The organism is Achromobacter pulmonis (assembly GCF_002885955.2).
In the GTDB taxonomy this organism is placed as follows: domain Bacteria; phylum Pseudomonadota; class Gammaproteobacteria; order Burkholderiales; family Burkholderiaceae_B; genus Achromobacter; species Achromobacter pulmonis_A.
Window position 1 is genome coordinate 209,384 of record NZ_POQS01000005.1, and the last position, 24,750, is coordinate 234,133.

Sequence of the window (24,750 nt, forward strand, 5' to 3'; positions counted from 1 at the left end):
TAAAGAGAGAGTTGGGGGTCGATGAACAATCAGCGCAGGCGCGCGGGACGCACGGCGGCGGCGTCCACCCCGTGCATGTGCAGATGGGCCGGCAGCGGCTGGCGCATGAGCAGCGCGGCGGCCAGCTCCGAGGTCGCCGCCGCGGTCTGGATGCCATAGCCGCCTTGCGCCGCCAGCCAGAAAAACGCCGGCGCCTCAGGGTCCCAGCCCACCACGAAGTCGCCGTCGCGCACGAAGGAGCGCAGCCCGGCCCAGGTGTGCCGGGGGCGGCGGATGGTGAGCGAGGTCGCGGACTCGATCCGGTAGATGCCGGTGGCCACGTCCAGTTCTTCGGGCACCACGTCGTGCGCCTCGACCGGATCGGCGTTGGCGGGCGAGCCCAGCAGCTGGCCGGCGTCGGGCTTGAAGTAATAGCTTTCGTCGACGCCGACCACCGCGGGCCAGCGCGAAAAATCCACGTCCTGCGGGCCGGAGAAGGTGAAGGCGGTGCGGCGGCACGGCTGCAGCCCGACCTGGCGCGCGCCGCACAGGGCGGCGGCCTGGTCGGCCCAGGCGCCGGCGGCGTTGACCACGGCGCGCGCGCGCACTTGGCGGCCGTCGGCCAGCGTCAGCGTCCAGGCGTCGTCGGCGTGGACCGCGGCCGCCACTTCGGCGCGGTTGAGCAGCGCCGCGCCCTGGCGCGTCATGGCGCGCAGGAATCCCTGGTGCAGGGCGTGCACGTCGATGTCGCGGGCGTCCGGCTCCTCGATGGCGCCGCAAAGCTGTTCGGCGCGCAGGCAGGGCACGCGGGCGAGCGCCTGCCCGGCGTCGATCAGCCTCACGTTGGGCGACTGGCTGCGGAAGTCTTCATACACCTGGCGCAGCAGGCCTTCCTGTTCGGGCGTGGCCACGTACAGCACGCCGCGCGGATGCAGCAGCGGCGTGTCGCTGAAGCCCGGCGGCGGGTTTTCGTAGAAGGCGCGGCTGGCCCGCGTGAGCGCCTTGATCTGCGCGGTGCCGTAGGTTTCCATGAACATGGCCGCCGAGCGGCCGGTGGAGTGATAGCCCGGCTGGGGCTCGCGTTCCAACACGGCGACCGAGGCCGTGGCGCTGAGACGGTAGGCGACCGAGGCGCCGGCGATGCCGGCGCCGATCACGGCGTAATCGTATAGGGGCTCTGCTGTCATTTTGTCGGAATCGAGAATTCTCTTATTTGATAATTCTCGAATACGATAGTTTTTTGGCGGCAGACGGGTAATAGGGGTAAGCCCTGATGGGCTCGGCAGGCTTCAGGCCGGCCTGTAATGCATGGGCGCATCCGCGATGCCGGAAGATTTGGCGCATGAGTGGAACGGTTTGTTCCGGCCGGAAACGCGGCCGCATCGGCGCTTTACGCCATCGCCGGCCGTAGAATTCCTCATGCACGTTTCTCTATCTACCAGTCGGAAGGTCATATCGTCATGAGCAATGCTTACCTCGAAGCGCTGAAGAAGCGCCGCACCCAATATTCGCTGGGCCGCAATCTGTCGATGCCCAAGGATGAACTGGCGACGCTGATCCAGGAAGCGATCAAGCACAGCCCGTCCTCGTTCAACTCGCAGAGCTCGCGCGCGGTGATCCTGTTCGGCGCGGAAAGCGAAAAACTGTGGGACATCGCCATCGAGGAAGTGCGCAAGGTCGCCCCGGCCGAAGGGTTCGACAAGACCGAGGCCAAGCTCAAGAGCTTCGCCGCCGGCGTGGGCACCGTGCTGTTCTTCGAGGACCAGGACGTGGTGCGCAGCCTGCAGGAGAAGTTCGCGCTGTACGCCGATAACTTCCCCGTCTGGTCCGAACAGGCCGGCGGCATGGCGCAGCTGTCGGTCTGGACCGCCCTGGCCAACGCCGGCGTTGGCGCCAGCCTGCAGCACTACAACCCGCTGATCGACGCCGCCGTGGCGAGCCAGTGGAATATCCCGGCCTACTGGAAGCTGCGCGCGCAGATGCCGTTCGGCTCCAATGAGAACGGCTTCGGCGAGAAGCCGTTCATGGACGACGCCGAACGCTTCCGCGTGATCGGCTGATCGCACCGGGCGCCCGCGGGCGCCCGACGTCGCGCCCGCCGGTCAGCGCTTGAGCACGACCGGCGGCGTCGGCGATTCGTCGACCACCAGCTGGAAGATGTCCGGCCGCGCATAGTGGCCCACCACGTCGAAATCGAACTTGCCGCGCGCAATGTCGTCCAGGTCCAGGTCGGCGGTCAGGATGCACTCTCCCTCATAGTCCGGTCCGGCCAGGACCTCGCCCAGCGGGCTGACGATGGCGCTGCCGCCGCGCATCAGCACGGTGTCGGGCGCGTTGCCCTGGATCGCGTCGTAGTCCTCCGGGAAGTCGGCGCGGGTCAGGTACTGGCAGGCGGTCAGCACGAAGCAGCGGCCTTCCAGCGCGATGTGGCGGGCGGTGGCCAGCCAAGAATCCTTGTCGTCGGCCGTGGGCATGCAGTAGAGCTGGATGCCCTTGCCGTACATCGCCATGCGCAGCAGCGGCATGTAGTTTTCCCAGCAGATCACCGAGCCCAGCTTGCCGAAGGGCGTGTCGAACACGGGCAGGGTGGAGCCGTCGCCGTAGCCCCAGACCAGCCGCTCCATCGCCGTGGGCATGAGCTTGCGGTGCTTGCCCAGCAGTTCGCCCTCGGGCGAGAAGAACAGCACCGTGCAGTACAGCGTGCCGCCGTCGCGCTCGATCACGCCGATGACCACGTACGAGCCGGCCTCGCGCGCGGCCTCGGCGATCTGTTCGGTCTCGGGGCCTGGCACGTCGATGGCGCTGTCGTAGTAGCGCAGGAACTCATCGCGTCCGCGCGGCAGGCGTCCGCCCACGCGCGCGCCGAAGTCGGCGCCCTTGGGATAGGCCGACAGCAGGGCCTCGGGGAACACCTGCAGGCGCGCGCCCTGCGCGGCCGCCTCCAGGATGAGTTTGACCACCTTCTTGGTGGTGGCGGCGCTGTCGAAGGGAACCGATGCGGTCTGGATCACCGCGGCTCGCAAATGCATAGGGACTCCTTAGTGGGTCTGTCTGGCGGCGTCTGCCGCGGAAATCGCGCCCCGTTCGATCGACAGGGTGCGATCGGCCATGGCGTCGAGCAACTTGGGGTTGGATTCGGTGATGATGATGGCCAGCTCGGGCTGCTGGCGGCGCAGCGTGCGCAGGCTGTCCGCATAGCGCAGCGCCAGCGCCGGGGCCAGGCCCTGGAACGGTTCGTCCAGCAGCACCAGCCGGTGGCCGGCCATCAGCGCGCGGCCCAGCGCCACCATCTTCTGCTGGCCGCCCGACAGCAGGCCGCCGGCGCGCGCGCTCAGCGCGGGCAGCTCGGGGGCCACGGCGTAGATCAGGTCGAGCCGCTGGCGCACCGCGCGCGCGGGCAGGCCGCAGGCCCAGGCCGGCACCATGATGTTCTCCAGCACCGAGAATTTGCCGATCAGGNTGCGCAGGCTGTCCGCATAGCGCAGCGCCAGCGCCGGGGCCAGGCCCTGGAACGGTTCGTCCAGCAGCACCAGCCGGTGGCCGGCCATCAGCGCGCGGCCCAGCGCCACCATCTTCTGCTGGCCGCCCGACAGCAGGCCGCCGGCGCGCGCGCTCAGCGCGGGCAGCTCGGGGGCCACGGCGTAGATCAGGTCGAGCCGCTGGCGCACCGCGCGCGCGGGCAGGCCGCAGGCCCAGGCCGGCACCATGATGTTCTCCAGCACCGAGAATTTGCCGATCAGGCGGCGTTCCTCGGGCGCGTAGCCGATGCCCAGGCCGGCGCGCCGGTGCGCGTCCATGGCGCGCAGGTCCTGTCCGTCGAAGCGCAGCGTGCCGCCGTCGGCGCGCAGCACGCCCATGATGGCGCGCAGCAGCGAGGTCTTGCCCGCGCCGTTGCGTCCGATCAGGGCCAGCGTTTCGCCGGCGGACAGATCGAGGCCGACTTCGCGAAGGACGGCGGCGCCTTCGATGCGGGCGGTGAGTCGGTCGATATGCAGCATCACATCGCTCCCACCACGTCGCGCAGCACGTCCTCGCGCTGGAGGATGTCGGCCGGCGTGCCGACCGCCGCCACCTGGCCGGCGTTCCAGAACACCACGCGGTCCATGTAGCGTTCGACCAGTTCCATGTCGTGCTCGACCAGCAGGGCGGTGATGCCCTGGTCGCGCAGCACGGGTATGAGCATGTCCATGATGGCGAATTTCTCCTGTGAACTGACGCCGCTGGTCGGCTCGTNGCGGTGATGCCCTGGTCGCGCAGCACGGGTATGAGCATGTCCATGATGGCGAATTTCTCCTGTGAACTGACGCCGCTGGTCGGCTCGTCCATCAGCAGCAGGCGCGGCTTGAGCGCCAGCGCCACGGCGATGTCGATGAGCTTGCGCATGCCTTCGGGCAGCGAGCCGATCTCGCGCTTGCTGTGGCCTTGCAGGTGGAACAGGCGCAGCAGCGCCGCGGCTTCGTCGCGCGCCTCGGGGGTGGACAGCGGCGACAGCCGCCAGAAGCCGCGGCGCGCGGCGATGGCGAGCAGCAGGTTCTGTTCGACCGTCTGTTCGGTGAAGAGCTGCGGCAGCTGGAAGGCGCGCGCGATGCCCAGCCGGGCGATCCGGCGCGGCGGCAGCCGCGTCAATTCCACGCCGTCGAACTGCACGCTGCCGGCCGAGGCCCGCACATAGCCCGTGCACAGGTTCAGGAAGGTGGTCTTGCCCGAGCCGTTGGGGCCGATGATGGAGGCCAGTTCGCCCGCGTGCAGCGTCAGGTCCACGCCGTTGGCGGCCTTGACCCCGCCGAATTCGATGTGCAGGCCGCGGGCCTGCAGGATGGGCGCGCTCATGCCGAGGCCTCCTTGGCGGCGCGGGCCGCGCCCGCTTTCCTGACCAGGCCGCACAGGCCTTGCGGCGCGAACAGCACGATGAGTATGAGCACGGCGCCCATGATGAGCTGCCAGGCGTTGGCGGCCGCGGCGCTGGCGTAGCTGCGCAGCAGTTCGAAGCCCACCGCGCCGGCCAGCGCGCCGGCCACGTGCCCCACGCCGCCCAGCACCGCGATGAACACGAATTCGGCGGACTTGGTCCAGTAGCCCAGTTCGGGCGTGACGTGGCCGGTGCCCAGCGCCGCCAGCGCGCCGCCCAGGCCGGCCAGCGCCGCCGAGGCGACGTAGGCGCGGTAGAGCACGGCGCGGCCCGACACCCCCAGGTATTCCAGGCGGGTCTCGTTGGTTTTCAGCGCCGACAGCGCCTGGCCCTGGGGCGAGGCCAGATAGCGCGAGGTGGCGAGCAGCGCCAGCGCCAGCAGCGCCACCGCGAGCGCATACGTGGCCGGGCCGTAGTCGTCGGCCGGCAGCGCCAGGCCGGCGTAGCGGTGTTGCGCGACGGTCAGGCCGTCGCTGCCGCCGGTCAGGTCATAGAGCTTGAGCAGCAGCGTGAAGCCCACCATCGAGAAAGCCAGGTTCAGCATGGCGAAGAAGATGTCGCGGTAGCGCACCAGGATGGCGCCCAGCGCCGCGCCCAGCAGCGCGCTGCACGCCACGGCGAAAGGCAGCGTGAGCAGCAGTTCCGGACCCAGCCAGCGCGATCCGAACGCCACCGCATAGGCGCCGGCGGCGAAGTACAGCGCGTGGCCGTAGGAGATCTGGCCGGCGCGCAGCAGCACCAGGATGCCCAGCGCCACCACCGCCTCGGCGACCGCCATGAACAGGATGGCGCGCAGTCCGGGCGCCATCGCGGGCGCGGCCAGCAGGATGGCCGCGGCCAGCAGCACGGGCGCCTTGTCGCGTAGAGAAAATTGCATGATTCAAACCCTCTTCACCTGCGCGCGGCCGAACAGCCCGTAGGGCCGGACCAGCAGGATTAGCGTCATCACCACGTAGGGGACGACCGATGCGATTTCGCTGTACAGGTGCACGCACAGCGCCTGGCCCAGCCCGATGATGAGCGCGGTTACCGCCGCGCCCTGGAAATGGCCTAGCCCGGCCGCGGCCACGATGGCGAAGGACAGCACGATGGTGTCGGCGCCGATGCCCGGCACCAGCGAAGTGGTGGGCGAGGCCAGCGCGCCGCCCAGCGCCGCCAGCATGGCGCCCAGCGTGAAGGTCAGCAGGTAAACGCGCCTGGCGTTCACGCCCAGCGTGCAGGCGACCTCGTAGTCCTCGATCACGGCGGTGATGAGCTTGCCCTGGCGCGTGTACGAAAAGAACCAGGTCAGGCCCGCCATCACCGCCACCGCCGCGGCCGGCAGCAGCACGAGCTGGTAGACGGTGTAGTAGATGCCGCCGATCTCCAGCATGCCCAGGCGCGCCAGCGGCGCGTCGGCGAAGATGGGCTCCACGCCGAACAGCAGCTTCTGCGCGTCCTCCAGCATCATGAAGATGCCGAAGGTGATGAGGATCTGCAGCGAGGGTTCCTTGCCGTAGACGCGCCGCAGCAGCACGCGCTCGATTACCGGGCCCAGGGCCAGTCCGACCACCAGCGCGGCCGCGAGCAGCGCGGGATAGGTCCAGGCGCCGCCGTCGGGGCCGGCCAGCCACAGGCCGAGCGCCGCGGCCGTATAGGCGCCCAGCGCGTAGAAGCTGCCATGGGCGATGTTGAGGATGCGCATGATGCCGAAGATCAGGCTCAGCCCCACCGCGACCATGAACGAGACCGACGCCTGCGCCAGCCCGTCCAGGAGCGCCAACAATAGGGTTTGCTGCATGGTCGCCGCCGTTATTCAGCCGGGATGGAGATCTGTTCGAGCAGCGACGGCTTGAGCGTGCGCAGCCAGTCGTCGGTCTTTTCGCCCACCGGCGGCGAGACCAGCTCGGGCGGAATCAGCGCCAGCCGCGACAGCGTCAGGAACGGCTGGCCCTCGGCCGGCTTGCTGACGCCGTAGAGCTGGCCTTCCATGGCCTGGTGGTCCGCGCGGATGGCCAGCTTGCCGGTGTAGTCGTCCAGCTGCAGGCCGTCCCAGCCTTGCAGCAGCGCGGTCTTGAGCGTGGCGGGCTGGCCGTCCCAGCGCTGTTCCAGCGCCTGGCGCACGGCCGACAGGGCCTGGGCCATGTGGTAGGCGGGGAAGCTGGGATAGGCGCGCGTCTTGGCGCGGAAGTCTTCCACGAACTTGCGGTGCTGCGCGTTGTCGCGCATGGCCGGGTTGAACGCCCAGCTGTCGCCGCGCATGCCCACGATCGCGTTGGCCGGGAAGGTCTTGCCCAATTGCTCCAGCGAGCTCTGCCCGTTGGGCGCCACCAGGCGGCTGGTGCGGAACAGCGCGCGCGAGGACGACTGCTTGACGAAGGTGTTCATGTCGCCGCCCCACAGCGTGGTGAAGACGACGTCGGGGCGCAGCGCCGACAGGCGCGAGATTTCGGTCGAATAGTCGGCCGTGCCCAGCTTGGGGAACAGCTCGGCCACGAACTTCACGTCCGGCCGCAGCGCCTGCACCGCCTCCTTGAACGCGGCCCAGTTGTCGCGGCCGAAGGCGTAATCCTGGTTGATGCCGGCGATGGTCTTGACCTGCGGCATGTCCTTGAGCAGGTAGAGCGCGGCGGCCACGTTGTTCGAGGGCGTGTAGTCGGCGGTGCGGTACACGTGGTCGTAGCGCTGTTCCTCGAACAGCCGCGCGGTGCCGCAGTCCCACAGCAGGGTCGGCATCTTGAGCTGCTCGGCCACCGGCGCCACCGCCAGGCAGGTCGAGCTGGACAGCCCGATCACCATGGCGTCGACCTGGTTCGATTCGACCAGGCGCTTGTACTCGATAACCGTGTTGTCCACGCCCTGGTTCTCGTCGAAGAACGTCAGCTTCACCTGCGCGCCCTTGATGCCGCCCTGGCGGTTGATGTCGGCGGCCACCAGTTCGGCGGCGTCGCGGGCCGGCACCCCGAACACCGCGCCGGCGCCGGACAGGAAGGTCGAGATGCCGATCCGGACGCTGCGGTCGGATTGGGCCTGGGCTGCGCTGGCGCACAGCAAAAGGGCGCTGACCGTGGCCAGTGCGGTTTTACGGGATAGGCGCATGAGTGACTCCCCTGGGTGTACGCGTCCGGACAAAGATGACGGAAATTTCCGACATCGATTTCTTTTGCTTCCCGTTTTACGGGAATCATGACGCCGAATCGTAAGTTTGTCGGGTATATGCGTCAATGTCGCATGTGCCGCTTTTATCTTGGGAAGTTTATTTAATGCATTGATTATTAATGATAAGTTAATAAAACTAGGTGTTTTCCCTGTTTCCGGCTCCGGTGATTTGAGTGGACAAAGCGATATAGTGTCGGAAAACTCCGACTTGAATTTTTTAAGTCGGATTGTTCCGACAAATTGAATGGCAGAGCGCTTCGTTACACTGCGGCAGGTGGCTCTGGCCATTCACCAACAACGAGCGAACCGGCGCAATGGATGTAGAAGATCAACTCGCCCGCCTGGGCATCAGCGGCAATCTGTTCAAGGTCTATCGCGCCGCGATAGAGCTGGGGGAGGCGCCCGTGTCGGAGGTCGCCACGCGCGCGGGGCTGCCGCGCACCACGGTCTACGACGCCGTCACGCGCCTGCAGGAGCACGGGCTGATCGCGCTGGACGATCGCGGCAGCCGGTGCTTCGTCACCGCGCTCGATCCCAGCGTGCTGCTGGAGCAGGCGCAGGCGCGCCGGCAGATGCTGGAAAACATGATGCCGCAGCTGCGCTCGCTCTATAACCAGGCCAAGGGCAAGCCCAACATCCGCTTCTACGAAGGCGCCGAGGGCGTGCGCACGGTGCTGCGCGATTCGCTGTCGGCCGAGTCCAAGCAGCTGCGCGCGATCTTTTCCATGTCCGAGCTGGAGGACGCGCCCGGCCTGGACGAGATCGACGTCTATCGCGCCGAGCGGATCGCCCTGGGCATCCACATGAAGGTCGTGCGCTCGCGCAGCCGCGACACCGCCGACATCTGGCCGTCCAGCGTGGACGAGCTGCGCGAACTGCGCTTCGCGCCGGAACACATGACGCTATCCATGACCGCGCTGATCTACGACCACCGCGTCGCGCTGGTGTCGTCGCGGCGCGAGAACTACGGGCTCATCATCGAAAGCGAGGAATTCGCCGCCTTGCAGCGCACGCTGTTCGACGCGATCTGGTCGCTGAGCCACCCGCCCGAAGCCGAAGGCTGAGGCGGGCGGGCCCGGTCAGTCCGTCTTCCAGCCCCACTTGCGGAAGATGGCCTTGCCTTCGGGCGCTTCGAGGAAATCGACGAAGGCCTGGGCCTGGGGATTGGCCTTGCCCTTGCGGGTCACGACCGCGCCGGCGTCGCGATAGATGCGGTACGGCTCTTCCACCTCGACCATGCTGGCCAGATCGGGATTCGACACCTGCCAGATGTTCCAGATCAGCCAGGCGTCGATGCTCTGGTCCTCGGTCCATTGCTTGCGGGCCTGGGCGCTGTTGCCCGCTTCCGGCAAGATTAGGTTGGCGCGCAGCGCCCGCACGCTTTCGATGTCGCCCAGCCGGCCGGCCACGTCCTCCCACAGCCCGGTCTGCCCGGCGCCCGAGACCGCCATGACCTTGACGCCCGGCTTGAGCAGGTCCTTGAAGCCGCCGATGCCCTTGGGGTTGCCGGGACGCACCAGGATGGCGGCGGGACGCAGGTACAGCGGGCGGGCCTCGCGCAGGTCGAACACGCCGGGCAGCGCCGTGGCGAAGCCGCTCATCATGTTTTCCGCGCCGCTGTAGATCACGTCGGCGTCCTGTTTGGCCTGTTCGGCCCAGGCCGGCGTGGGGCCGGCGGTGACCGTCACGCGCAGGCCGTGCTGCTTGCCGAAGGCGGCGGCCGCTTCCTTCATGGCCGGGGCGGGGCCGCCCGGTCCGTACACATTGAGGTCCTGCGCCGCCCAGGCGGCGGGGCCCGCCAGGCAGGCCAGGGCGGCCACGCCGCAGGCGAACTTTCTGATCGACTTCATGGTTGTTTCCGCTGTATTCCGATGCGCGCCGGGGCCGGCGCGCCAGGTTGGTCTGAGGGCATGCCGTGGCGTGCGGGGCATGCTTTCAATGGACGCATGCGGGAAAGCGGATATTCCGCAAGACGGTCCGCCGGCGCGTCCGGCGGACAGCAAAATCCGGAAGATAGGGGTGGGCAGCGCGCCGTTAGCGGCTTTTTGGCAAGAAATGCATGATTTTGCGGGTATCGTGTCTATATGTAAACGCGACGGGCCGGCCGCGCGGGGGAAGCCGGAACGGCTTGCAAGATTTTGAAACGGCCTACCCGCCCTTCGGTCCGATTCGTCCATACCCCGGACGTAGAATGCCGCTTTTCACCCGTGCCATCCGGCTCAAAGGACCGAACCATGAAAAAAACCATTCTCCTTGCGTCCGTATGCGCCGCGCTGCTCCAAGCTTGCGCCCCGGCATCGTCCCCTCGCGAAGAATCCTCCATGCCTACCAACGCCGCCACCTCCGCCTCCAGCCAAGTGACCCTGCCCGCCTACTACTGGCGCCTGGCTTCCGCCGTCGACGCCTCGGGCAAGCCGATAGCCGCGCTGCAGGAAGGCATCGGCCGTCCGCTGCGCCTGGAGTTCAGCGACGACAAGATGAGTGTGCGCGGCGGCTGCAACACCCAGTTCGGCGGCTACGCCTACAAGAACGGCGTGCTGCGCATCGACAACCTGGCCTCCACCATGAAGGCCTGCGAACCGGCCCTGATGAAGCTGGACGCCGAACTCGGCCTGCGCCTGAAGGGCGAGCTGCGCGCCACGCTAGGCGGCGACAGCGCCGAGCCCACCCTGGAGCTGGTGGCCAAGGACGGCAGCGTGCTGAAGTTCGTCGGCGAGCCCACGCCCGAAACGCGCTACGGCAGCGCCGGCGAAATCATGTTCCTGGAAGTCGCCCCGAAGAAAACGGCGTGCAGCCATCCGCTGATTCCCGGCTACCAGTGCCTGATGGTGCGCGAGCGCCGCTACAACGAGGCCGGCGTCGCGCAGCCCACGACCGACGAATGGCGCCCGCTGTACCAGTCGATCGAGGGTTATGAGCACCAGGACGGCATGCGCACCGTGCTGCGCGTCAAGCGCTACGACTGGAAGAACCCGCCGGCCGACGCGCCGTCCCAGGTGTACGTGCTGGACATGGTGGTGGAGCAGGGCGCCGCCCGCAAGAAGTAAGAAGCACAGTAAGAAGCACGTGAAAGCGCCGGGCGAGGCGGCTACGCCTCGGCCCGGCAGAACGTGATCTGGAAGCTGCCCGGCAGCTCGAACGCCACGTGGTGCCGCACCTGCGGCTCGATCACCACCTGCTGGCCGCTGGTCAGCACCACCTCGGTATGCGGCGGGTCGTCAAGCGTATAGCGCAGCACGCCTGCATGCACCAGCAGCAATCCCCATGTGCCTTCCTTGACCGTATGCGCGGTGCGCAGCGCGGCGGGCAGATTGTCGGGGGTGAATATCGGACTTTGTGAGTAGGGCCGCACGCCTTCCGGCAGCACGTCGGGCAGGCTGGGCAGGCTGTGCCGCGTCTGCCACACGCTCCAGAGCTTGGCGGCGATGCCTTCGGCCATGATGTCGGCCTGTTCCTGCAGCAGCGGATGCCCGAGGCTGGCGGTGACGCCGTGGAACAGCCCCAGCCAGCGCTGGAACAAGGGCCAGGACAAGTCCGGTATGCGCACGTGCGCCTGCACCGGCGCGCCCTTGAAGCGGCCCGTGCCCAGCAGCACCGACGACCAGAAATCGCACAGCATCTCCAGGTGGTGATCCCAGTCGGCCACGCGGGAGTTGAATATCGGCCCCAGTATTTCGTCCTGGCGCACCAAGGCATAAAAGCGGTGCACCATCTGCTGGATGTCGGATTCGGCGATGAAGTTCGGAGCGGATGCGGGGGCGGTCTGGGGCATGGCGGAACCAGGCAGGGTAGTGGGCGCGCAGCCATTGTCCGGCGCGGCCGGCCGGCCGCCGATGACAATCGTCATTGGGCCGCGCGGCCGAACTGGACGCCATGCCGCCGGTTCGGCATTGATAATCGTCATTCTGGGTGTTTCGGCGTGAATGAGAAGATTTTTATGTAAATCATTCTCGTGTGATATCCAGGAATTCAATGACGGACTCTTTCGCGCGCCGCCACCCTTGCGCCAACCTTTCCGGCGCCCTGCTTTTGCCTGGCCGGACGGCCCCGGTGCGGATCTCGCCGGCCTGGTGCGCGGCCGGCGTGCTGCTGCTGGTGCTGGCGTGGCATCTGGCGGCGCGCCAGCTCGGCCCGCAAGTGCTGGCCACGCCCTGGCAGGCCTTGCGCGCCATCGGCCCATTGCTACACAGCCCGCAGTTCTACGCCAATGCCGGCGTCTGCCTGATGCGCATCGGCGCGGGCGTGCTGGCCGGCGCATCCGTCGGCTTCGCGCTGGGCATGCTGGCCGGGCACAGCGGCCGGCTGCGCGGGCTGATCGAGCCGCTGCGCTGGCTGTTGACCGCCTTGCCGCCGGTGGTGGCGGTGGTGCTGGCCGCGCTGTGGTTCGGCCGCGGCTCGCCCATGGTGATCGTCATCACCGCGCTGATCATGGCGCCGGGCATGTACTCCCATACCGTCCAGGGCGTGCAGGCGGTGGATTGCAAGCTGGTCGAAATGACGCGCGTCTACCGCTATGGAATGTGGCGCAGCCTGCGCCACCTGTACCTGCCGGTGCTCCGGCCCGTGCTGTTGGCCGCGCTGATCGGCGCAGCCAGCACCGGCGCGCGGCTGGTGGTCATGGCCGAAGCGCTGGGCGCCGAGAGCGGGGTGGGCCACGCGCTGGCCAATGCCCGCGGCGCCTTCGCCAGCGCCGAGCTGATCGCCTGGGCGCTGTTGATCCTGGGGCTGGCGGCGGCGCTGGAATTCGCCTGCCTGCGGCCGCTGCGGCGCCGGCTGGAACCCTTGCTGGAGCAGCCCCGCCATGCTTGAAATGCAATCCGTTTCGCTGCGCTACGGCGCCCGCCACGTGCTGCACGACGTGGACCTGCGCCTGCGGCCGGGCGAGCGGCTGGGCCTGATCGGCCCGCGCGGCGCGGGCAAGACCAGCCTGCTGCGCCTTGCCGCCGGCCTGGCGCGTCCCAGCGGCGGCGTGCTGCGCAATGGCTTCCGGCATCCGCTGCTGATGTTCAAGGAGCCGCGGCTGCTGCTCTGGCGCCACGCGCTGGAGAACGTGGCGCTGCCGTTGCGGGCGTCGGGATTGCCGGAGCCGGAGGCCCGCAGCGTGTCGGCGTACTGGCTGCGCCGCGTCGGCCTGGACGCGGCGATGGAGTCGCCGGCCGCCGAACTGCCCCGCGCCCTGGCGCAGCGCGCGGCCCTGGCGCGCGCGCTGGCCCTGGCTCCCGACCTGCTGATGCTGGACCGGCCCTTCAACGCAATGGAGCCGGCCGCGCGCCGCCAGCTCGCCGACTGCTGCCGGCAGGCCGTGGTCCGCAGCGGCGCGGCGCTGCTGTGCGTCAGCGACGACCCCGACGAACTGCTGGGGCTGGTCGATCGTTGCGCGCTGCTCCACCGGGGGCGGCTCAGGCCGGTCTCGCTGGTCTCGCCGTTTGGCGGCAGCATGCAGGCCGACGCGCAGCGCCTGCGCGAACTGCTGGCGGTGGCCGGGGCCGAACCCTGACTGGCTCGGGCCGCTTTGATTTAGCTCATCCATCGGTGGGGCGGCGGGGTGAGACAATCGTTTGCAGGAGCTCCCAGCCATGAATACCTATCCCTTGCTGCTCGTCCTGCATCTGCTGGCCGCTTTCGTGTTCGTCGGCACGGTGACCTTCGAGGTGCTGTTCCTGGAACCCGTGCACAAGCGCCTGCCCGCCGAGGTGCGCAAGGCATTGGGCAGCCAGCTCGGCCCGCGCGTGCGCTCGGTGGTTCCGTGGGCGGTGCTGGTGCTTTACCTGGCCGGCCTGGGCCTGGCCTGGCAGTACCGGGGCGCGCTCGCCAGCCCCGGCTCGTCGCCCTTCGGCATCCTGTTCAGCCTGAAGATCCTGCTGGCCTTGAGCGTGCTGGCGCATGTGGTGACGGCGCTGACGATGGCCCGGCGCAAGCGGCTCACGCCCGAGCGGCAGCGGCGCATACACCGCAGCGTGTTCTGCCACATGGTGGCCATCGTGATCCTGGCCAAACTGATGTTCTACGTGAACGGGTAGCGCCGGGTCAGCGCGACAGCCGCAGGCACTCCATGAAGTAGGCAGCATGTTCCGACGCCAGCGCCGCGTCGCGCCACACCATGCCGGTGATGCCGCGGCTGCGCATCGCCAGCGGCAGCACCTGGATCATGTTCTGTTTGGCGAAATGGCGCGCCAGCCGTTCCGAGATCGGCATCACCAGGTCCGAATCCGCCAATAGCGAGAGGTTGACGAGAACCGACGAGGACTCGACCTGCTGCCAGGGCGCGGGCTGCCCGGCCAGGGCCAGTTCATAGTCCATCCGCATGCGCATCGGGGTGGAGGGGCCGGGCACGATCCAGGGATGCGCCTGCACGTCGCGCCAGGTGACCGAGCGCTTGCCGGCCAGCGGGTGGCTGCCGCCCACGGCCAGGCAGATGGGCTCGTCGTAAAGCTCTTCGTAGTGCAGATTGCGCGGCAGCGAGTGCTGCTCCAGGCGTCCCACCAGCACGTCGTAGGAGCCTTCCTGCATCAGCGGAAGCAGGTGGTCCAGCGTGTTTTCCGCCAGGCGCAGCAGCACCTTTGGATAGCGTTCGCGGAAGCGCCGGATGCCGGGCGGCAGCAGCACCGGCGCGATATTGGGCGTGACGCCCACGGCCAGCGTGCCGGTGGCGCCGTGGGCCAGTTGCGCCATGGTGTCCTGGGCGCGGCCCAGCTTACCCAGGATTTCACGCGCGTGGGTGCGCAGTTCCAGTCCGTACAGCGTGGGTTCGATGCCGCGCGCATGCCGCTCGAACAGCGGCAGGCCGATGTCTTCTTCCAGGCTGCGCAGCCATTTCGACAGCGCCGGCTGGGTGATGTTGAGTTCGGACGCAACCTGGCTCAGGTTACGGCTCTCGCACAGGCGCACCAGGATGGCCAGGTGGCGCAGGCGGATGCGGTGGGTCCAGTCCATGCGTGTCCGTCGTCTTTTCAGACATGAGTCTGTGGTTATGGCTCAGTAATATTAATTCATTATCAATTCATGTCTGCCCTGCACATAATGGCCGCACAACAGAGCCATGCCGGCATCGACCCGGCGGCGAGGAGACACGATGCAGCCGAATTTCCTGCTATTCATCACGGATCAGCAGCGCGCCGATCATCTGGGCAGCTATGGCAACGCCATAGTGCGCACGCCGGAACTGGACGCGCTGGCGGCGCAGGGGTGGTCCGCCGACCGCTTCTACGTGGCCTCGCCGATCTGCATGCCCAACCGCGCCACGCTGATGACAGGCCGCATGCCTTCAGTGCACGGCGTGCGCCACAACGGCATCCCGCTATCGCAGCGCGCCACCACCTTCGTCGAACGCCTGCGCGGCGCGGGCTATGCCACCGCGCTGGTCGGCAAGGCGCATTTGCAGAACATGACGGGCAACGGCCCCGCCTGGCCGCCGGCCGGCGGCGACGGCACGCAGGGCGAAGCCTGGACCGCGGAACCCGGCGACTACGACCAGGAGTGGGGGCCGCTGTGGCGCACCGATCCGGCCCACGACCTGGATACGCCGTTCTACGGTTTCGGCCGCGTGGCGCTGGCGGTGGACCACGGCGACCAGGTCTGGGGCCATTACGAGCGCTGGCTGGCGCAAGAGCATCCCGAGGCGCGGCGCCTGTGGGGGCCCGAGCACGCCTTGCCCGCGCCGGAGTTCGAGCTGACCCGGCATCACCAGGCCTGGCGCACCCGCGTGCCGGAGGAGTGCTCCACCAACGCCTATATCGGCGACCAGACCATCGCCTTGCTGCGCGAGCATGCCGCGGGCGGCAAGCCGTTTTTCATCCAGTGTTCGTTTCCCGATCCGCACCATCCGTTCACGCCTCACGGCAAGTACTGGGACATGTACCGTCCCGAAGACGTGGAGCTGCCGGCGTCCTTCCATGCCTGCGCCGCGCCCGGCCACCGTCCGCCGCCGCACGTGGCGTGGCTGCATGAGCAGCGCGACCGCAACCAGGCGGTCAAGCACACGCCGGCGATCTTCGCCTGCACCGAGCGCGAGGCGCGCGAGGCCATTGCGCTGAACTACGGCTCCATCAGCCATATCGACGCCACCATCGGCCGGGTCATGCAGGCCTTGCGCCAGACCGGGCTGGACCGGAACACCGTGGTCATCTTCACCAGCGACCACGGCGATTACCTGGGCGATCACCAGTTGCTGCTCAAGGGGCCGGTCCATTACCAGAGCCTGATCCGCACGCCTTTCATCTGGCGCGACCCGCAGGCCGCGCCGGCCGCGCCGCGCAGCCAGGCGCTGTGCTCGACCGCCGACATCGCGGCCACGGTGCTGGCCCGCGCCGGCCTGCCCGCCTACAACGGGATGCAGGGCCAGTCGCTGCTGCCGCTGATGTCCGGCGCGGCGACGGCGGTGCGAGACGCTGCGCTGATCGAAGAAGAGGGCCAGCGCACCATGTTCGGCTTTGCGGGCCGCACCCGCATGCGCACGCTGCAGACGCCGCGCCACCGCCTCAGCGTGTACGCGGACGCGGACTGGGGCGAACTCTACGACCTGCAGGAAGACCCTCACGAACTGCGCAACCTGTGGAGCGATCCGGCCGCCGCCGCGCTGCGCGGCGAGCTGCTGATGACGCTTGCGCGCAGCATGATCCGCCACGCCGAAACCAGCCCGCACCCCACCGCCATCGCCTGACATCCAGGCAGGAGACAACCATGATCAAGCCCATGCTGCTGTTCTGTACCGCGATGTTGCTGGGAGGCGCCGCGGCCGCCGCGCCGTCGGACTACCCCACGCGCCCCATACGCCTGGTCGTCAATTTTCCGCCCGCCGGACCGCTGGACCTGGAGGCCCGGGCCATCGCGCAGCATGCCGGACAACTGCTGGGGCAGACCGTGGTGGTCGAGAACCGCTCGGGCGCGTCCGGCAACATCGGCGCCCAGTCCGTGGCCCAGGCCGCTGCCGACGGCTACACACTGCTGATGACCCTGGACACGCTGATGACGGTCAATCGCTTTATCTTCAAGGACCTGGAGCGCGACGTCACCGCCCGGCTGGAACCGGTGAGCCTGGCCGGCAGCTTCGGCATGGCCCTGGCGGTGCGGCCCGAACTGGGCGTCGCTTCCCTGGACGAGTTCCTCAGCTACGCCAGGTCGCATCCCATCAGCTACGCCTCCGCCGGCTACGGCAGCCCGGGCAACCGCGCCTGGCCGTCGGCATACCGGCCGCGCACGTGCCTTACCGCGGCAACGCCCCGGCCGTCAACGCGCTGCTGGGCGACCAGATACAGGCCGCCTTTCTCGCCACGCCCGGCATTCTGCCGCACGTCAAGGCGGGCAAGCTGCAGGCCCTGGCCGTGTCGGGCGGGCAACGCGACGCCGACCTGCCCGAGGTGCCGACGGTGGCGCAGTCCGGCGTGGCCGGCCTGAAGAACTACGACGTGGCCTTCGGTTTCCTGGTGATGGCGCCCAAGGGCACGCCCGAGCCGATCGTGCGGATCTGGGAAAAGACCCTGGCGCAGGTCTATGCCATGCCGGAATTCCAGCGCAGCATGGCGAGCCTGGGCATACGCCAGCCTTACGCCGGCCAGGCGCAGGCCCGCGAATGGGTGCGCAAGGAATCCGAGGGCTGGAAGGCCGTGATCGAGCAGGCCGGCATCAAGGCGCAATAAGTCCCGTCACGCGCCGGCCAGCGCCGGCGCCGGCGGATGGCCGGGCGCCGCCTGCGCGCGCAGGCGCGGCGCTTCGGCGGAAGGGCCGTCGTCCTGCAGGCGGAACACGCCCACGGCCTGCAGCAGATGCGCGGCCTGCGATTGCAGCGCCGTGGACGCGCTGGCGGCCTGGGCCACGCGGGCCGCGGTCTGGCGGGTCAGTTCGTCCATCTTGTCGACCGCCTGGTTGACCTCTTCGATGCCGGCGCTCTGGGCGCGGCCGGCCTCGCCGATCTCGGCGACGATGCCGGCGACGCGGTCGATGCTGGAGACGACCTCGCGGATCACGCCGGCGGCGGCGTCGGCCTGGCGGAACCCGTTGCTGGTTTTCTCCAGCGAGCCGTCGATCAGGCCGCGGATCTCGCGCGCCGCGCCGGCGCTGCGCTGGGCCAGCGCGCGGACTTCGCTGGCCACCACCGCGAAGCCGCGTCCGCTTTCGCCCGCGCGGGCCGCTTCCACCGCCGCGTTCAACGCCAGGATGTTGGTCTGGAACGCGATGCTGTCGATCAGGCCGGTGATCTCGGAGATCTTCTGCGATTCCTGCTGGATCTCGCCCATCACGGCGGCCACGCCGGCCACCGCGGCGCTGCCCTGTCCGCCGATCTGCCGCGCCTGCTCGCTGAGCTGGCCGGCCTGCTGGGCGCGCTGCGCGTTGTCATGGACGTTGGCGGCCAGCGCATGCATGGAGGTCGCGGTGCGCGCCAGCGATTCGGCCTGGGTGCGCGCGCGTTCGTCCAGCTGCAGATTGTCCTGCATCATGTGGTGCGAGGCGGCCGACAGGGCCGACGCGGTGGAGCGCACTTCGCTCATGGTGCGATGCACGGCGTCCATGGTGGTCTTGAAGCTGCGGCCCAGGCCGCTGGCCATGCTCAGCCCGCCGAAGCGCAGGTCGAACATGCCGGGTTCGCGTCCGATGTGCGCGCTGAGCCGCGCCAGTTCTTCGGCGGCGACGGCGGCGCGCTCCATTTTCCAGGCCAGCCATCCCAGCGCCGCGGCCTGCACCACCACATAGGCCGCATGCAGCAGCACCATGCCCAGGCTGGGCTCGGTGAAACAGAGCGTGCCGTATCCCCATTGCTGCAGGTAATTGAAGGACAGGTGATGCACGGCGATCACCAGCGCCGCGCACAGGATGGTGCGCCAGTCGCGATAGGCCAGCAGCAGCGACAGCAGCACGAAAATGCCGAAGTGCACTTCCGTCTGGCCGGATGCGAGGTGGATGTGCAGCGCGGCCAGCACCATCAGGCCACAGGCCACGGCCAGGCGGGTGGAGAGGCGGCCGGGACGCCAGAGGATCAGCAGCGTGGGTATGCCCGCCGCCAGCAGCCCCGCGGTGGTGGCTTCGCCCCAGCGGTTGTAGAGCGGCGCCATGCCCAGCCCTACGATGAACAGCAGCCACAGGAGCGGCAGCATGGCGCGGTCAGTCCGGCGATACGAGTCTTCCAGCAAGCGGCTTGCGGTGCTCATGGGGCGGTTCCTCGGGCTAGGTGGCGCGCGGTGTCGCGCAACCGCGATTCTGCTCGAAAAATCGCAATTTGTGAACAATTATGGCAAATTATGCAGCGATGCAACAAAGGCCCCGGCGGCGGCCGGCGCTATAGTCGAAATCCACACTCTTCCCACGGGAGCTCCCATGCAGACGCACGAAATCCATCGCGGCCGGCTGATCGACCACATCCAGCTGGTGGTGCGCGACCTGGCCGCCAGCAGGCGCTTCTATGAGGCGGTGTTCGACGTGCTGAAGGTGCCGCTGGGCGGCGCCGGCGAGGACTATTTCTGGGCCGACGAGCTGTTCGTGTCCACGGCCGACAGCAAGGCCGCGCTGGGGCAGTTGACGGGCCGCCACCATCTGGCGTTCCAGGCGCGGGACCAGGCCATGGTGGATGCCTTCTACCAGGCGGCGCTGGCGAACGGTGGCAAGGACAACGGCGCGCCGGGACCGCGCAACTATCACCCGGGCTATTACGGGGCCTTCGTGCTGGACCCGGACGGCAACAATATCGAAGCGGTATTCCACGGCGAGGCGCAGCGCAGCGCGCCGTCGGTCAAGGTGACATTCTGACCGAAGGCGGCGCGCCGGCTGCGGACCGGGTTCACTGTGCGCGGACCGGGGGCGCGGCGGCGGGCTTCACCGTGTCCATGTACTGCCGGTAGCTGGCGCGGTATTGCGGGCTGTAGACGTCAGGCGTGCTGTCGCCGCTCCAGCTGTTTTCCAGTCCGGCCTGCTTCCAGGCGGCCAGGTCGCGCATGACGTCCTCGCGGGTGACGGTGGAATTGTCGTCGGGCGAGGCCGCGGCCGATTGCGCGCTTGCCGGACCGGACAGCAGCGCGGCGGCCGCCAGGGCGGCCGGGACGGCGACACGGAAGAATAGGGCGGTTTTCATGAGGTGCTCCTCGATGGCAAGAGTGAGCGCGGCGTTGGGACCGGTGTCCTCGGGGCTTGCGGGAAGGCAGTCTCGGCAAGGGCAGCCGCGCGACCGGTTATATGCATCCGGCTTCATGCTTTCGAGTCCATCGTAGGTCGCATACCGATGCGGCCGCATACCCAAAATGGAGTACGCGGCCGGGCGCGGCCTACAGCAGGGAGGCGAGCCGCACCAGTTCGGACTGGCGGCTGCATTCCATCTTGCTCAGCAGCGACGCCACCTGTTTGCGCACGGTCAGCACCGAGGCCTGGCGCAGCGTGGCGATCTCTTCGACGCTGTGGCCGGCGGCCAGTCCGGCCAGCACGGCGGCTTCGGCATGCGTGATGGCGAACACGGATACCAGCCGGTCGATGTCGGGCGGCGCGAAGGCACTTTTGCGCCGCATGCGCACCAGCAGCATGTGCTCGCCGACCAGGTTGAGCGCTTCCGGCGCCACGCTGACGTCGATCCAGCACAGCTCGCCCCAGCCGGTGGACGAGGCCAGCGAATGCGTGCGTCCATCGCGCACAACGGCTGCGCGGCAGGCGTCGAGCTGCGCCTGCATCTTTCCATCGGCATGGCGCAGGCGCCCGCCGTTCACGTTCCAGCCGTGTCCGTCGTCCAGGTAGCGCGCGGCCAGCGGCGACATCCTGGCCACCAGGCCGTTGTTGGTCATGAGCAGGACCGCTTCGCCGACGTCGCCGAATGCGCTCTCGATGGAGCGCCAGCCGATGGCCAGCGCTTTCTCGCGTTGCGCCAGCAGGCCGCGCAGCATGCGGAAATAATGCGCGTAGGCGCCTTGCTGGACGCGTTCATAGGTCTTGTCGTCGATCGTCGAACGCTGGAAGCCGATGCCCGCGTGCATGGTGGCGTTCGATTCGACCACCAGCGACACGATCTGCGCCATGCGGTGCTTGACCATGAAGTCCGCGTAGTATTCGGTGCGATGCAGCTGTCCGCGCTGGTGGAGGTTGGCGGTGTCCAGCCACGTGCCGGCCGGCGACAGGCGCGCATCTTTTTCGAGCACGTCGTGGCGGTAGTAGTGCTGCTGGTAGTCCGCGGTGCAGTCCTCGGGACAGCCGTGCGAATACAGGTTCACCAGGTTGTTGCGCCTGTCGAACACCAGCAGCGCGCTGCTGTCGGCGCCCACCATGTCGCGCGCGGTAGTGAGTATGTCCTGCCAAGGCGGATCGGGATCGGTAAGGTGGCTGACGGCCTCGATGGCTCGCCGGACCGCAAGCATGTGTTCGGCCATTTGACGCCTCCGACTCTGGTTCAGGCAGGCATGGCAGCCGCTGCCGCTTTTGCAAATTATCCTCGCAAATGCGCGCTTCGGATGAGAATCATCGATCTGGTGCGGCCGTACCGGAGCGTTTCAATCAAGCGCGCCGCCGGGGCCCGGGCCGCCCGTCGCCGGCGCGCCCGCGGGACCGGCGGCCGGCGCCTGGACCGCCGCACGCCACAGGTCCAGGAAGTGTTTTTTCTTCAGCGGGTCCAGGTACACCAGCAGGCCCACGCCCAGGCCCACCGGGCGCACGCCGGCGGCGGCGATGACCGAGGCGTTCACCGGCCGCATGCCGGATTGCTCCTGCACCATCTGCTGGCCGCGCGGCGACAGCAGGTAGTCCAGGAATTGCGCGCCGAGATCGGGACGCGGCGCCTGGCGCGGGATGATGGCCGAGCGCGACAGCATCAGCGTGTAGTCCTGCGGGTACACGATGGCCAGCGGCGCGCCGCGCGCGATGCGGTGGCGCGTATAGGATTCCAGCAGGTTGTAGGCCAGCGTGGTCTGGCCGCGCTCGAGCTGGTCCAGCGCATGTTCGGTGGACGCGTGCATGGCGACGCGGTTGCGTCCGAACGCGGCCAGCAGCGCGCCGGCCATGCTGTCCAGGCGCGTGTCCTGCGTGGCGGCCAGATAGCCGATGCCGCTGCCCTGCACGTCATAGGTCGAGATGCTGCCGGCCAGCGGCTGGTCCGGCGCCTGCAGCAGCGACAGCAGTTCGCGCCGCGTGCGCGGCGCGCGCGCGGCCGGCAGCCTGTCGGTGTTGTAGACCATCACGATGGGATCGGTGCCGATGCTGAAGACCTCGTCGCGCCAGTTCGCCCAGCGCGGCAGCGCCTGCGTCTGCGGCGACACATGGGGCAACGCGTAGCCGTCGTTGACCAGCTTGGTCTGCAGGTCCATGGCGCTGCTGATGACGATGTCCGGGCCGGTGCGCGCGCCGGGCGCCTGCCACGCGCGCGCCACGGCCTGCGCGTACAGGTCCTGCGTGGAGATCTCGGTGTATTCCAGCCGCACGGAGGGATTGAGCCGGCTGAAATCCTCCAGCACGCCGCGAAACACCTGCACGCTGTTGGAGGCATGCACCACCAGCACGTTGCGGCTGTCGGCCGGCCCCAGCGTCAGCCCGTCGCCGCTGGTTTCGGCGGCCTGGCCGGCCAGCGGCAGCAGCACGGCGGCGGCGATGGCGAGCCCGCGCCAGGCGGCGATGAGCCTACTTTTCATGGGCCGTCCCCGGCAGCGTGATCGCGGCTTCCAGTCCGCCGTCCACCCGGTTGCTCAGGACCAGCCGGCCCTGGTGGATCTCGACCACGCGCTTGACGATGGACAGCCCCAGGCCGGCGCCGGACGAGCGCGGATTGGGGCCGCGGGTGAAGCGCTCGAACGCCGCGTGGGCCAGCGCCGGCGGTATGCCGGGGCCGCGGTCCGACACGGCGACGCGCCAGCCCGCGTCCGCGCGCTCCAGCCGCACTTCGATGTGGCCTTCTTCGTTGGCGCCGTGGCGCAGCGCGTTGTCGATCAGATTCTTGAAGGCTTCGCGCAGCATCAGGCTGTCGCCCGGCACGACCGGCGGATGCGCGTCGCCGGCGTCGGGCAGGCGCAGCCGCACGTCGGGCTGCGGGTCGGCCTGCGGCACCGTGTCGTACACCGCCTGGCCGAGCAGTTCGGCCAGGTCCACCGGCTGGAACTGCCTGACGTTGCTGCGGTGGATCACGCTGGCGTCGGACAGCAGCTGGTTGACCAGGCGCGAGAGTTTCTCGGCGTTGCGCAGCACCGCCAGCAGGCTGCGGCGCTGTTCGGCCGGGTCTTCCTCGTCCAGCGCCACTTCCATCTGGGCGTGCAGCGCGGCCAGCGGCGTGCGCAGCTGGTGCGCGGCCTCGGCGATGAACAGGCGCAGCGTGTCCAGGTTTTCCGACAGGCGCGCCATGAAGCCGTCCAGCGCATGCACCAGGGTGTCGAGCTCCTGCGGCACGGGCGCATCGATGGGATGCAGTTCGGAGGCGCCGCGCGCGGCCAGTTCGCGCTCGATGCGCTGGATCGGCGAGAGCGAGCGCTGCAGGCCCCAGTAGGCCAGCGCCAGCGCCGCGGCGGCAAAGCCGATCAGGGCCAGCGTGCCCTGCCACAGTATGCCGGCGGCCAGCGCGTTGCGCGCCTCGCGCGTCTGGGCGACTTCGATGACGGCGGTTTCTGCGTCGCGCGGGCCGGCGATCTTGCGCTCCATCCAGGCCACGCGCACCGGCTCGTCCTGGTAGCGGGCCTCGAACAGGCGCGGCGTGTCGGCCGGCGCGGCCTCGGCGCGCGCGGGCGGCGAGGGCAGGTCGGCGTAGCCCGAGACCAGTTCGCCGCCGCCGGCGGTGACGCGGTAGAACACGCGGTCGCGCGGCGCCTGCTCCAGCAGCGCCAGCGACGCGTAGGGCATGTCCATGCGCCATTCGCCCTGCACCAGCTGCAGGCTGTCGGCGATCGACAGCACCGAGGCGCGCAGCAGCTGGTCGTAGGTGGTGTCGGCGGTCTGGTAGGCGTAGCTGCGCACCAGCAGGTAGAGCGCGGCCAGGGCGGCCGCGAACAGGGCCAGCAGCGTGGCCAGCATGCGGCGGCGGACGGAGATTCGGCGCTGCGGCACGGGCTACTCGGAGTCGTCGGCCGCCTCGCCGACCGCCGTCAGCAGGTAGCCGGTGCCGCGCTGCGTCTCGATGCGCAGCGGCGTGCCTTCGAGCTTGCGGCGCAGGCGGGCGATGTAGACCTCGATGGCGTTGGGGGCCGCGTCGTCGTCGAAGGCGAACAGCTTGCTGGCGATTTCGGCCTTGCTGACGCTGCGGTTCATGCCGGCCAGCAGGATCTCCAGCAGGCTGTATTCGCGCTTGGGCAGTTCGATGCGCCGTCCGCCCAACGTGACCTGGCGCGCCGCGCTGTCGATGGCCAGTTCGCCGAAGCGCAGCACGCCCGCGGCCTGGGCCGCGGGCCGGCGCAAGAGGGCGCGGCAGCGCGCCTCCAGCTCGCGGAAATCGAAGGGCTTGGCGAGGTAGTCGTCGGCGCCGGTATCCAGGGCGTGGACCCGGTCTTCGATGTCGATGCGCGCGGTCAGCGCCAGCACCGGCGTCTTGCTGCCCCGGTCGCGCAGGCGCAGCAGGATGTCGAAGCCCGACATGCGCGGCAGGCCGATGTCCAGGATGACCAGGTCGAAGGTCTCGTATTGCAGCACGCCGTCGGCGCTCAGGCCGTCGTTCTGGCTGTCGACCGCATGGCCGAGCCGGCGCAGCCGGCGCACGATGGCGTCGGCCAGGTCCTCGTCGTCTTCGATCACCAGTATGCGCATGGCGGGAATTGTCGCACGGAGATTCAGGGGGACGGACCAGCGTCCGC

General features: G+C 68.8%; 25 protein-coding genes and 2 pseudogenes. 10 read left to right on the plus strand and 17 right to left on the minus strand.

Annotated features, from left to right (window positions below; all coding sequences use genetic code 11):
- Nucleotides 1-29 precede the first annotated feature (29 nt).
- Nucleotides 30-1,166 carry an NAD(P)/FAD-dependent oxidoreductase gene (locus tag C1I89_RS19865; RefSeq protein ID WP_102774300.1) on the minus strand — a complete coding sequence of 379 codons (1,137 nt, stop codon included), beginning with the start codon at nucleotides 1,164-1,166 and terminating at the stop codon, nucleotides 30-32.
- Between the two features lie 273 nt (nucleotides 1,167-1,439).
- Between C1I89_RS19865 and C1I89_RS19870 the strand changes: the two genes are divergently transcribed.
- Entirely contained in the window at nucleotides 1,440-2,039 is a 600-nt protein-coding gene (locus tag C1I89_RS19870) for a nitroreductase family protein (RefSeq protein ID WP_102774301.1), read from the plus strand.
- A gap of 42 nt (nucleotides 2,040-2,081) precedes the next feature.
- Here C1I89_RS19870 and C1I89_RS19875 read toward each other — a convergent pair whose 3' ends face one another.
- The 7 genes and pseudogenes from C1I89_RS19875 to C1I89_RS19905 form a co-directional block, all read right to left on the minus strand.
- On the minus strand, nucleotides 2,082-3,008 hold the full coding sequence (locus tag C1I89_RS19875) for a carbon-nitrogen hydrolase family protein (protein ID WP_102774302.1): 927 nt from the start codon (nucleotides 3,006-3,008) through the stop codon (nucleotides 2,082-2,084).
- A gap of 9 nt (nucleotides 3,009-3,017) precedes the next feature.
- Nucleotides 3,018-3,977: an ATP-binding cassette domain-containing protein gene (locus tag C1I89_RS34900; protein WP_219929597.1), complete on the minus strand. Its 960-nt coding sequence runs from the start codon at nucleotides 3,975-3,977 to the stop codon at nucleotides 3,018-3,020.
- The gene (locus C1I89_RS19885) at nucleotides 3,977-4,168 is read right to left on the minus strand and encodes a hypothetical protein (protein ID WP_102774303.1); all 192 of its coding nucleotides are present in this window, start codon (nucleotides 4,166-4,168) and stop codon (nucleotides 3,977-3,979) included. Before C1I89_RS19885 ends, C1I89_RS34900 begins: the two co-directional genes overlap by 1 nt.
- Before the next feature lie 179 nt (nucleotides 4,169-4,347).
- Nucleotides 4,348-4,809: pseudogene (locus tag C1I89_RS35765) on the minus strand (ATP-binding cassette domain-containing protein); the annotation flags it as partial.
- The gene (locus C1I89_RS19895) at nucleotides 4,806-5,765 is read right to left on the minus strand and encodes a branched-chain amino acid ABC transporter permease (protein WP_102774304.1); all 960 of its coding nucleotides are present in this window, start codon (nucleotides 5,763-5,765) and stop codon (nucleotides 4,806-4,808) included. The gene C1I89_RS19895 and the pseudogene C1I89_RS35765, both read right to left, overlap by 4 nt.
- A 3-nt stretch (nucleotides 5,766-5,768) precedes the next feature.
- Nucleotides 5,769-6,668, minus strand: coding sequence for a branched-chain amino acid ABC transporter permease (locus C1I89_RS19900; protein WP_102774305.1), 900 nt, complete (start codon nucleotides 6,666-6,668; stop codon nucleotides 5,769-5,771).
- 11 nt (nucleotides 6,669-6,679) lie between these two features.
- The gene (locus tag C1I89_RS19905; protein ID WP_168202243.1) at nucleotides 6,680-7,966 is read right to left on the minus strand and encodes an ABC transporter substrate-binding protein; all 1,287 of its coding nucleotides are present in this window, start codon (nucleotides 7,964-7,966) and stop codon (nucleotides 6,680-6,682) included.
- A gap of 374 nt (nucleotides 7,967-8,340) precedes the next feature.
- Between C1I89_RS19905 and C1I89_RS19910 the strand changes: the two genes are divergently transcribed.
- Complete coding sequence (locus C1I89_RS19910) at nucleotides 8,341-9,090, plus strand: TrmB family transcriptional regulator (protein ID WP_102774307.1); 750 nt, start codon at nucleotides 8,341-8,343, stop codon at nucleotides 9,088-9,090.
- A gap of 15 nt (nucleotides 9,091-9,105) precedes the next feature.
- Here C1I89_RS19910 and C1I89_RS19915 read toward each other — a convergent pair whose 3' ends face one another.
- On the minus strand, nucleotides 9,106-9,876 hold the full coding sequence (locus tag C1I89_RS19915; RefSeq protein ID WP_102774308.1) for an extracellular solute-binding protein: 771 nt from the start codon (nucleotides 9,874-9,876) through the stop codon (nucleotides 9,106-9,108).
- Nucleotides 9,877-10,347: 471 nt separating this feature from the next.
- On the opposite strand from C1I89_RS19915, the gene C1I89_RS19920 reads away from it, so the two are divergent.
- Complete coding sequence (locus C1I89_RS19920; RefSeq protein ID WP_219929598.1) at nucleotides 10,348-11,073, plus strand: META and DUF4377 domain-containing protein; 726 nt, start codon at nucleotides 10,348-10,350, stop codon at nucleotides 11,071-11,073.
- Between the two features lie 41 nt (nucleotides 11,074-11,114).
- Here C1I89_RS19920 and C1I89_RS19925 read toward each other — a convergent pair whose 3' ends face one another.
- Nucleotides 11,115-11,798 carry a DUF1971 domain-containing protein gene (locus C1I89_RS19925; protein WP_102774549.1) on the minus strand — a complete coding sequence of 228 codons (684 nt, stop codon included), beginning with the start codon at nucleotides 11,796-11,798 and terminating at the stop codon, nucleotides 11,115-11,117.
- Between the two features lie 200 nt (nucleotides 11,799-11,998).
- Here C1I89_RS19925 and C1I89_RS19930 point away from each other — a divergent pair, with 200 nt between their 5' ends.
- The 3 genes from C1I89_RS19930 (at nucleotide 11,999) to C1I89_RS19940 (ending at nucleotide 14,046) form a co-directional block, all read left to right on the plus strand.
- On the plus strand, nucleotides 11,999-12,835 hold the full coding sequence (locus C1I89_RS19930) for an ABC transporter permease (protein WP_102774310.1): 837 nt from the start codon (nucleotides 11,999-12,001) through the stop codon (nucleotides 12,833-12,835).
- Nucleotides 12,828-13,523 (plus strand): ATP-binding cassette domain-containing protein, encoded by a 696-nt coding sequence (locus tag C1I89_RS19935; RefSeq protein ID WP_102774311.1) that lies wholly within the window; start codon nucleotides 12,828-12,830, stop codon nucleotides 13,521-13,523. Before C1I89_RS19930 ends, C1I89_RS19935 begins: the two co-directional genes overlap by 8 nt.
- Before the next feature lie 79 nt (nucleotides 13,524-13,602).
- Entirely contained in the window at nucleotides 13,603-14,046 is a 444-nt protein-coding gene (locus C1I89_RS19940) for a CopD family copper resistance protein (protein ID WP_102774312.1), read from the plus strand.
- A gap of 7 nt (nucleotides 14,047-14,053) precedes the next feature.
- Here the strand turns inward: C1I89_RS19940 and C1I89_RS19945 are convergent, their stop codons facing one another.
- The gene (locus tag C1I89_RS19945; protein ID WP_102774313.1) at nucleotides 14,054-14,959 is read right to left on the minus strand and encodes a LysR family transcriptional regulator; all 906 of its coding nucleotides are present in this window, start codon (nucleotides 14,957-14,959) and stop codon (nucleotides 14,054-14,056) included.
- Nucleotides 14,960-15,098: 139 nt separating this feature from the next.
- On the opposite strand from C1I89_RS19945, the gene C1I89_RS19950 reads away from it, so the two are divergent.
- From C1I89_RS19950 to C1I89_RS35345, 3 genes and pseudogenes are all read left to right on the plus strand, one after another.
- On the plus strand, nucleotides 15,099-16,685 hold the full coding sequence (locus tag C1I89_RS19950; protein WP_102774314.1) for a sulfatase family protein: 1,587 nt from the start codon (nucleotides 15,099-15,101) through the stop codon (nucleotides 16,683-16,685).
- Nucleotides 16,686-16,738: 53 nt separating this feature from the next.
- Nucleotides 16,739-17,122, plus strand: a pseudogene (locus C1I89_RS35340) (Bug family tripartite tricarboxylate transporter substrate binding protein); the annotation flags it as partial.
- A gap of 101 nt (nucleotides 17,123-17,223) precedes the next feature.
- Complete coding sequence (locus C1I89_RS35345) at nucleotides 17,224-17,661, plus strand: Bug family tripartite tricarboxylate transporter substrate binding protein (protein WP_258231486.1); 438 nt, start codon at nucleotides 17,224-17,226, stop codon at nucleotides 17,659-17,661.
- Between the two features lie 6 nt (nucleotides 17,662-17,667).
- On the opposite strand, the gene C1I89_RS19960 is transcribed toward C1I89_RS35345, so the two are convergent.
- Nucleotides 17,668-19,167 carry a methyl-accepting chemotaxis protein gene (locus C1I89_RS19960; protein ID WP_102774315.1) on the minus strand — a complete coding sequence of 500 codons (1,500 nt, stop codon included), beginning with the start codon at nucleotides 19,165-19,167 and terminating at the stop codon, nucleotides 17,668-17,670.
- Nucleotides 19,168-19,333: 166 nt separating this feature from the next.
- Here C1I89_RS19960 and C1I89_RS19965 point away from each other — a divergent pair, with 166 nt between their 5' ends.
- Entirely contained in the window at nucleotides 19,334-19,762 is a 429-nt protein-coding gene (locus C1I89_RS19965; RefSeq protein ID WP_102774316.1) for a VOC family protein, read from the plus strand.
- 31 nt (nucleotides 19,763-19,793) lie between these two features.
- On the opposite strand, the gene C1I89_RS19970 is transcribed toward C1I89_RS19965, so the two are convergent.
- The 5 genes from C1I89_RS19970 to C1I89_RS19990 form a co-directional block, all read right to left on the minus strand.
- Nucleotides 19,794-20,084, minus strand: coding sequence for a DUF4148 domain-containing protein (locus C1I89_RS19970; protein WP_102774317.1), 291 nt, complete (start codon nucleotides 20,082-20,084; stop codon nucleotides 19,794-19,796).
- Nucleotides 20,085-20,274: 190 nt separating this feature from the next.
- On the minus strand, nucleotides 20,275-21,360 hold the full coding sequence (locus C1I89_RS19975) for a LuxR C-terminal-related transcriptional regulator (RefSeq protein WP_102774318.1): 1,086 nt from the start codon (nucleotides 21,358-21,360) through the stop codon (nucleotides 20,275-20,277).
- A 120-nt stretch (nucleotides 21,361-21,480) separates the two neighbouring features.
- Nucleotides 21,481-22,611, minus strand: coding sequence for an ABC transporter substrate-binding protein (locus tag C1I89_RS19980; protein ID WP_102774319.1), 1,131 nt, complete (start codon nucleotides 22,609-22,611; stop codon nucleotides 21,481-21,483).
- Nucleotides 22,601-24,010, minus strand: a complete 1,410-nt coding sequence (locus tag C1I89_RS19985; protein WP_181391007.1) for a sensor histidine kinase — start codon at nucleotides 24,008-24,010, stop codon at nucleotides 22,601-22,603. The genes C1I89_RS19980 and C1I89_RS19985 overlap by 11 nt, the downstream gene beginning before the upstream one ends.
- Before the next feature lie 3 nt (nucleotides 24,011-24,013).
- On the minus strand, nucleotides 24,014-24,703 hold the full coding sequence (locus C1I89_RS19990) for a response regulator transcription factor (protein WP_102774321.1): 690 nt from the start codon (nucleotides 24,701-24,703) through the stop codon (nucleotides 24,014-24,016).
- Nucleotides 24,704-24,750 lie beyond the last annotated feature (47 nt).

Bases quoted from the DNA above. Each gene is read 5' to 3' on its own strand.
- C1I89_RS19915 (WP_102774308.1), bottom strand. From the start codon at position 9,876: ATGAAGTCGATCAGAAAGTTCGCCTGCGGCGTGGCCGCCCTGGCCTGC.
- C1I89_RS19875 (WP_102774302.1), bottom strand. From the start codon at position 3,008: ATGCATTTGCGAGCCGCGGTGATCCAGACCGCATCGGTTCCCTTCGAC.
- C1I89_RS19900 (WP_102774305.1), bottom strand. From the start codon at position 6,668: ATGCAGCAAACCCTATTGTTGGCGCTCCTGGACGGGCTGGCGCAGGCG.
- C1I89_RS19945 (WP_102774313.1), bottom strand. From the start codon at position 14,959: ATGGACTGGACCCACCGCATCCGCCTGCGCCACCTGGCCATCCTGGTG.
- C1I89_RS19925 (WP_102774549.1), bottom strand. From the start codon at position 11,798: ATGCCCCAGACCGCCCCCGCATCCGCTCCGAACTTCATCGCCGAATCC.
- C1I89_RS19870 (WP_102774301.1), top strand. From the start codon at position 1,440: ATGAGCAATGCTTACCTCGAAGCGCTGAAGAAGCGCCGCACCCAATAT.
- C1I89_RS19990 (WP_102774321.1), bottom strand. From the start codon at position 24,703: ATGCGCATACTGGTGATCGAAGACGACGAGGACCTGGCCGACGCCATC.
- C1I89_RS19895 (WP_102774304.1), bottom strand. From the start codon at position 5,765: ATGCAATTTTCTCTACGCGACAAGGCGCCCGTGCTGCTGGCCGCGGCC.
- C1I89_RS19865 (WP_102774300.1), bottom strand. From the start codon at position 1,166: ATGACAGCAGAGCCCCTATACGATTACGCCGTGATCGGCGCCGGCATC.
- C1I89_RS19920 (WP_219929598.1), top strand. From the start codon at position 10,348: ATGCCTACCAACGCCGCCACCTCCGCCTCCAGCCAAGTGACCCTGCCC.
- C1I89_RS19905 (WP_168202243.1), bottom strand. From the start codon at position 7,966: ATGCGCCTATCCCGTAAAACCGCACTGGCCACGGTCAGCGCCCTTTTG.
- C1I89_RS19970 (WP_102774317.1), bottom strand. From the start codon at position 20,084: ATGAAAACCGCCCTATTCTTCCGTGTCGCCGTCCCGGCCGCCCTGGCG.
- C1I89_RS19960 (WP_102774315.1), bottom strand. From the start codon at position 19,167: ATGAGCACCGCAAGCCGCTTGCTGGAAGACTCGTATCGCCGGACTGAC.
- C1I89_RS19940 (WP_102774312.1), top strand. From the start codon at position 13,603: ATGAATACCTATCCCTTGCTGCTCGTCCTGCATCTGCTGGCCGCTTTC.
- C1I89_RS19950 (WP_102774314.1), top strand. From the start codon at position 15,099: ATGCAGCCGAATTTCCTGCTATTCATCACGGATCAGCAGCGCGCCGAT.
- C1I89_RS19965 (WP_102774316.1), top strand. From the start codon at position 19,334: ATGCAGACGCACGAAATCCATCGCGGCCGGCTGATCGACCACATCCAG.
- C1I89_RS19885 (WP_102774303.1), bottom strand. From the start codon at position 4,168: ATGGACATGCTCATACCCGTGCTGCGCGACCAGGGCATCACCGCCCTG.
- C1I89_RS19975 (WP_102774318.1), bottom strand. From the start codon at position 21,360: ATGGCCGAACACATGCTTGCGGTCCGGCGAGCCATCGAGGCCGTCAGC.
- C1I89_RS19930 (WP_102774310.1), top strand. From the start codon at position 11,999: ATGACGGACTCTTTCGCGCGCCGCCACCCTTGCGCCAACCTTTCCGGC.
- C1I89_RS19910 (WP_102774307.1), top strand. From the start codon at position 8,341: ATGGATGTAGAAGATCAACTCGCCCGCCTGGGCATCAGCGGCAATCTG.
- C1I89_RS19980 (WP_102774319.1), bottom strand. From the start codon at position 22,611: ATGAAAAGTAGGCTCATCGCCGCCTGGCGCGGGCTCGCCATCGCCGCC.
- C1I89_RS19935 (WP_102774311.1), top strand. From the start codon at position 12,828: ATGCTTGAAATGCAATCCGTTTCGCTGCGCTACGGCGCCCGCCACGTG.